Origin of the sequence: Tomitella cavernea (assembly GCF_016599145.1) — a bacterium.
Classification (GTDB): Bacteria; Actinomycetota; Actinomycetes; order Mycobacteriales; family Mycobacteriaceae; genus Tomitella; species Tomitella cavernae.
The window spans coordinates 1-5665 of the sequence record NZ_JAENKO010000094.1; the positions used below are offsets into that span (position 1 = coordinate 1).

Here is a 5665-nt window from a genome sequence, read left to right on the forward strand (position 1 = left end):
CGCTCCGCGATGCGGTGGCGGCGGGCGCTGTCCGCCGCGGCCCGGTCGGCCGTGAGCTCGTCGTCGGGATCGCCTGCCGCCGCCGCGCGCTGCGCACCGGCCAGCACCGCGCGCATCTCGTCCTCCGGCGTGGCCGCGGAGACTATCGGGCACTGTTCGTATCCGGGGGCGAACTCGGCCAGCAGCGCCCGCTGCCGGCGCGCCGCCTCGTCCAGGCCCGCGCCCGCTCCAAGACCGGTCGGCGCCGGGCCCGTCAGCACGAACACCACCGCCGAGCGGGGCGCCGCCGCCCGGTCGACCAGGTCCAGTTCGTCGACGCCGAGGGGAACCCGACCGGGCAGCACGATCGCGACCGCCCCGCTTCCGCCCGGGGCAATCCCCCGGGCGGAGGCGAACAGCCGCCTCGGCACGGGCGTGCCCGGCACCGCGAAGACACGCACGCCGCCTGCCGACGTGCCCGCCGAAGAGTCCCGCTCACCCATCGGCGAGGTCCTCGACGCAGGCACCGAGCGCCACGGCTCGGTCCGTGAATCGACGGCACCACTCCGCGGCCCGGGCACGCTCGCCGGGCTCGGTGGACACGGCCGCCACCGCGCGCCACTGCGCGGCCTCCCGCAGCGCCGCCCGCGGGCAGTCGACCTCCCTGGCCCAGTTGCCCGCGCCCGTCGCCCGCATGCGTCGGGCCGCATCGGAGCGCAGGTAGCGCTCGGCCGCCTCGCGATCCGGTCCCTCGATCGCGGCGCGCAGGAAGCGGGAGCGGTGCGCGTCCGCGCGCGCCACGAGGATCCGGCCGACCCCGGCGGACAGGCAGTCGACCAGTTCATCCACTCCCGCCGGCGGCGCACCCGGCGGCAGCGAGACGGCCAGCACCGTGGCAGCGTCGCCCGCCCCGGCAGCGAGGTCTACCCGGTCCCCACCGTCTGGCCGGTCCCCGCCGTCTTCGTCGGCGCGCGCCCGCACGAGCACCACGGGGACGCCGCGGCGGTGCTGACGCTCGACGGCGCGCAGGTCGGCGGGCGCGGATGCGCCCAGCACCATGTGCACCGCGATGTCGACGGGCACGGCCGCCCCGCCCGAGTGGTCGACTGCGGAGCCGACCGCAGCCGCACCCTGCTCCTCCGCCGATTCGGCCGCCCATGGGTCGTTGCAGGCCGGAAGCTCGCCGATGGTGAGCGGGCCGCGCCCTGCCATCCGGCGCGCCAGGACGTCGACCAGCGTGCTCCGTCCGATGCCCGCCCGGCCGCCGACGCCGATGCACACCGGCGGGGGCGCCTCCCGCCCCGCATCCGCAGACCCGTCCCCCATGCGTTCCCCCGTCCCCCGTTCCCGGCCGGGTCCCGGACCCGGCTTCGGCGCAGCGGCGTGTCCCCCGACACGACCTGCGGCGCAGGATACCCCCCACCACCCCTGCGCCCGGCCCGGGATGCGGCGGCCACGGCGGGTACGGGACCATGGTGCGGTGGAAATCCCCCAGGACCCGACGCACAGCACCGTCCCCAGCGCCGATCATGCCGACGACCCCGGCGCCGAGGTCGACCGGACCGGCGCCCCCGGCGCGCCGCTGTGGCGGCCCACGGACGAGGACACCGACGGCGCCGCCGGGGTGGAACGCGACCAGTTCGGCCGCTCGCGCCTGCACCCGCGGGTGACGAGTTTCCGCACGCGCCGCGGCACGCTGACAGAGGCGCAGCTGCGCACCTGGGACGAGACCTGGTCGACGCTGGGACGCGACGTCCGCGACGAGGTCATCGACACCGGCGAATGGTTCGGCCGCTCGGCGCCCGTCGTCCTCGAGATCGGCTGCGGCACGGGCACCTCCACCGCGGAGATGGCGCTGGCCGAGCCCGGGGTGGACGTGCTGGCCGTCGAGGTCTACCGGCCGGGGCTCGCGCAACTGCTGCACCGGATCAAACGCGAGGGCATCTCCAATGTGCGGCTGCTGCGCGGCGACGGCGTCGACGTGATGGAGAACATGATCGCCCCCGCCTCGCTCACCGGGGTGCGGGTCTTCTTCCCGGACCCATGGCCGAAGAAGCGCCACCACAAGCGCAGGCTGCTGCAGCCCGCCGCGTTCTCGCTGATCGCCTCCCGCCTGCGTCCCGGCGGCGTGCTGCACGTGGCCACGGACCATGCGGATTACGCCGAATGGATCACGGAAGCGGGCGCCACCGAGCCGATGCTGCGTACTCTCGACTCGACTGCCCCTATCAGCCTGGAGCGCCCCGTCACAAAATTCGAGGGCAAGGGTCTCCGTGCGGGCAGCACTATTACCGAAATGATCTGGAGACGAGTCGACTCATGACCGACCACCACGCAACCATTCCGGGCCGGCGGCTCCTGCTGGTGTGGGACGCGCCCAACCTCGACATGGGGCTCGGCGCGATCCTCGGCGGACGCCCCACCTCCGCACACCGCCCGCGCTTCGATGCTCTGGGCAGGTGGCTGCTGGGCCGCGCCGAGGAGATCGCGGAACTCGAGGCCGAGGCCGCGGAGGAGTCGGGCACCGCGCCCCCGATGGACGACCCGATCGTCGCCGAAGCCACCGTGTTCACCAACATCGCGGCCGGTTCGGCGGACGTGGTACGCCCGTGGGTGGAGGCGCTGCGCAACGTGGGCTTCGCGGTGTTCGCCAAGCCCAAGACCTCGGAGCACAGCGACGTCGATTCCGACATGCTCGACCACATCGCGTTGCGCCGCTCCACCATGGGCCTGGCCGGTGTCGTCGTGGCCTCCGCGGACGGGCAGGCCTTCCGCGAGCCGATGGAGCTTCTGGTCGACGCCGGCGTCCCGGTGCAGGTGATCGGTTTCCACGAGCACGCCAGCTGGGCGGTCGCGTCCCCCAAGCTGGAGTTCGTCGACCTCGAGGAGATCCCCGGAGTCTTCCGCGAGCCGCTGCCGCGCATCAGCCTGGAGAACCTGCCGGCCGGCGGCGCGTGGCTGCAGCCGTTCCGGCCCCTCACCTCGCTGCTCGAGGGCAGGTGAGCACCGGCGGACCGATGCCGCGGGCATCCGTACCGATTTCCGAGATCTTCCGGAGGAGCTAGCGTTGTTCAGCAGTTGGGGGCGGTTGGCCTACCGCCATCGTCGTCTCGTGCTGGTGGCGACGACGATCCTGTTGCTCGTCGGCGGCGTCTTCGGGCTGGGACTCACCGGGCAGCTCAGCCAGAGCGGATACGACGACCCGGGCTCCGAGTCGACGCAGGCCGCGCAGCTGGCGGACAAGACTTTCGGCCGCGACCACATGTCCGATGTGATCGTGCTGTACACCGCTCCCGACGGCCTCACCGTCGACGATCCGGCGTTCTCCACCAAGGTCGAGGACAGCCTCAACCGGATCAAGACCGAGTACCCCGAACAGATCGGCGGGATCACCAGCTACTGGACGGAGACGTTCGGCAAGGCGCTGCTGTCCACCAAGGACAAGCGGCACGCGTTCGCCAGCGTGCAGCTGACCGGGGACACGGACACCCAGACCCTCGAGCAGTACCACGACATCAAAGGCAGTTTCGCGCTGCCCGGCATCAAAGTGGAGGTCTCGGGGCTGCAGCCCATCGGCGACGCCATCGGCGTCGGCACGAACAACGACACCAAGCGCGCCGAACTGATCGCGCTGCCCGCCGTGGCCGTGCTGCTGTTCTTCGTGTTCGGCGGCGTCGTCGCCGCTCTGCTGCCCGTCATCGTCGGCGTGCTCACCATCGCCGGTGCCACCGGGGCGCTGTGGGTGCTCACGCACTTCATGGACGTCAACACGTTCGCCCAACCCGTCGTCACGCTGATCGGCCTGGGCCTGGCGATCGACTACGCGTTGTTCATCGTCAGCAGATTCCGGGAGGAGCTGGCCGAAGGGTACGACGTGGGCGCCGCGGTGCGGCGCAGCGTCGCGACGGCCGGGCGCACCGTGGTGTTCTCGGCGACGATGCTCGTGGTGGCGTTCACCGGCCTGCTCATGTTCCCGCAGGGCTTCCTCAAATCGGTGGCCTTCGGCGGGCTGTTCGCCATCGCCATCGCCGCATTCACCTCGCTGACGGTCCTGCCCGCATTGCTGGGTCTCCTCGGCCGGCGCATCGACTCGCTCAGCCTGCCCTTCCTCAACAAGCCGAAGACCAACGAGCAGATCGAGGCCGGGTTCTGGGGCAGACTCACCGACTGGGTCGGCAAACATCCCGGCTGGGTGGCCGCCCCCATCGTCATCGTGATGCTGCTGTTGATCGTGCCGTTCAAGAACGTCGCGTTCGGCGGCCTCAGCGAGAAGTACCTGCCCCCGGACAATCCCACCCGGGTGGCGCAGGAGCACTTCGACGAGCTGTTCCCCACCTTCCGCACCAATCCGGTCGACGTGGTGATCACCGGCGCGTCCGATTCACAGATCGTCGACATCGCCACCGCCGCGAACACTATCGACGGGTTCACCGGGCCGTTCAAGGTGGACAAATCCGCCGACGGGGTGACGGTGCTCTCCGCCGGCCTGGTCGATCCGGACCGGCCGGGCAACACCATCACCGAACTCCGCGAGATTCCCGAGCCCCCGGGCGTCGAAGTGCTCGTGGGCGGCGTGCCCGCGATGACGGTGGACACGATCGACGCCCTCGTGGACATGTTGCCGTGGATGATCCTGTTCCTCGTCGTCACCACGACGATATTGATGTTCCTCGCCTTCGGATCGCTGGTGCTGCCCATCAAGGCCGTCCTCATGAGCGCGCTCGGCCTGGGCTCGACGCTGGGCATCCTCACGTGGATCTTCATCGACGGCAACGGCGCGTCGCTGCTCAACTTCACGCCCGGCCCGCTCATGCCGGCGGTGGTGGTGCTGCTGTTGGCGATCATCTTCGGGCTGTCGACGGACTACGAGGTTTTCCTGATATCCCGGATGGTCGAGGCCCGGGAGCGGGGCGCCACCACCAAAGAGGCCATCCGCATCGGCACCGCCCACACCGGCCGCATCATCACCGCGGCCGCCCTGATCCTCATCGTCGTCACCGGCGCTTTCGGCTTCTCCGAGATCGTGATGATGAAGTACATCGCGTACGGGATGATCTCGGCGCTCATCCTCGACGCCACGGTGATCCGCATGCTGCTGGTCCCCGCGGTGATGACGATGCTGGGTGACGACTGCTGGTGGGCCCCGCGGTGGATGAAGCGCATCCAGCAGCGCGTCGGCCTCGGCGAGGTCCATCTGCCGGACGAGCGCCCCACGCACATCGCCACCGGTGTGGCCGCCGCGGGCGCCGGCTCCACCGCGGGCGCGGTCCGTGCCGTCCCCGTCCGGGTCGGCGCCGGTCCGGGCGCACAGCACCATGCGGGCGCCGCCACGACGGTGGGCGCCGCACTGGCAGAGGCGCCGCCCGACGCCACCACGGTGATTCCGCGGATCACCGCGGAACAGACGCCCGCGTTCGCCGCCGAACAGGCCGAGGCGCCGGGGCGCACCGGCACGGCGCAGCGACCGCAGGCGGGCCCCGGGGCGCCAATAGAGCGACAGCGGGCAGAGGCACAGCGGGCAGAGGCACAGCGGGCAGAGGCACAGCGGGCAGACCGACAGCAAGCAGAGCACGCTTCCGCACAGGCCGTTCCCGGGCGGACCGCGTCCCGCCCAGCGCGCGGCCCCGGCGCCCAGCAGCCGGAGCCGCGCCGGTCCGCTCCGTCCGCGGCGCCCCGGCCTCCCCAG

At 71.8% G+C, this 5665-nt stretch carries 5 protein-coding genes; 3 read left to right on the forward strand and 2 right to left on the reverse strand.

Annotated elements, in window-relative coordinates:
• Window positions 1–482 (reverse strand): hypothetical protein (locus tag JJ683_RS18420; protein WP_200176260.1); only part of this gene is annotated, 482 nt, incomplete at its 3' end.
• Window positions 475–1305 (reverse strand): hypothetical protein, encoded by an 831-nt coding sequence (locus JJ683_RS18425; RefSeq protein WP_200176263.1) that lies wholly within the window; start codon window positions 1303–1305, stop codon window positions 475–477. The genes JJ683_RS18420 and JJ683_RS18425, both read right to left, overlap by 8 nt.
• A 154-nt stretch (window positions 1306–1459) precedes the next feature.
• Between JJ683_RS18425 and trmB the strand changes: the two genes are divergently transcribed.
• From trmB to JJ683_RS18440, 3 genes are all read left to right on the forward strand, one after another.
• Window positions 1460–2302 (forward strand): tRNA (guanosine(46)-N7)-methyltransferase TrmB, encoded by an 843-nt coding sequence (gene trmB, locus JJ683_RS18430; protein ID WP_372435347.1) that lies wholly within the window; start codon window positions 1460–1462, stop codon window positions 2300–2302.
• Window positions 2299–2982 (forward strand): NYN domain-containing protein, encoded by a 684-nt coding sequence (locus JJ683_RS18435; RefSeq protein ID WP_242474861.1) that lies wholly within the window; start codon window positions 2299–2301, stop codon window positions 2980–2982. The genes trmB and JJ683_RS18435 overlap by 4 nt, the downstream gene beginning before the upstream one ends.
• A 64-nt stretch (window positions 2983–3046) precedes the next feature.
• On the forward strand, window positions 3047–5665 hold a 2619-nt coding region (locus JJ683_RS18440), incomplete at its 3' end, for an MMPL family transporter (RefSeq protein ID WP_200176265.1).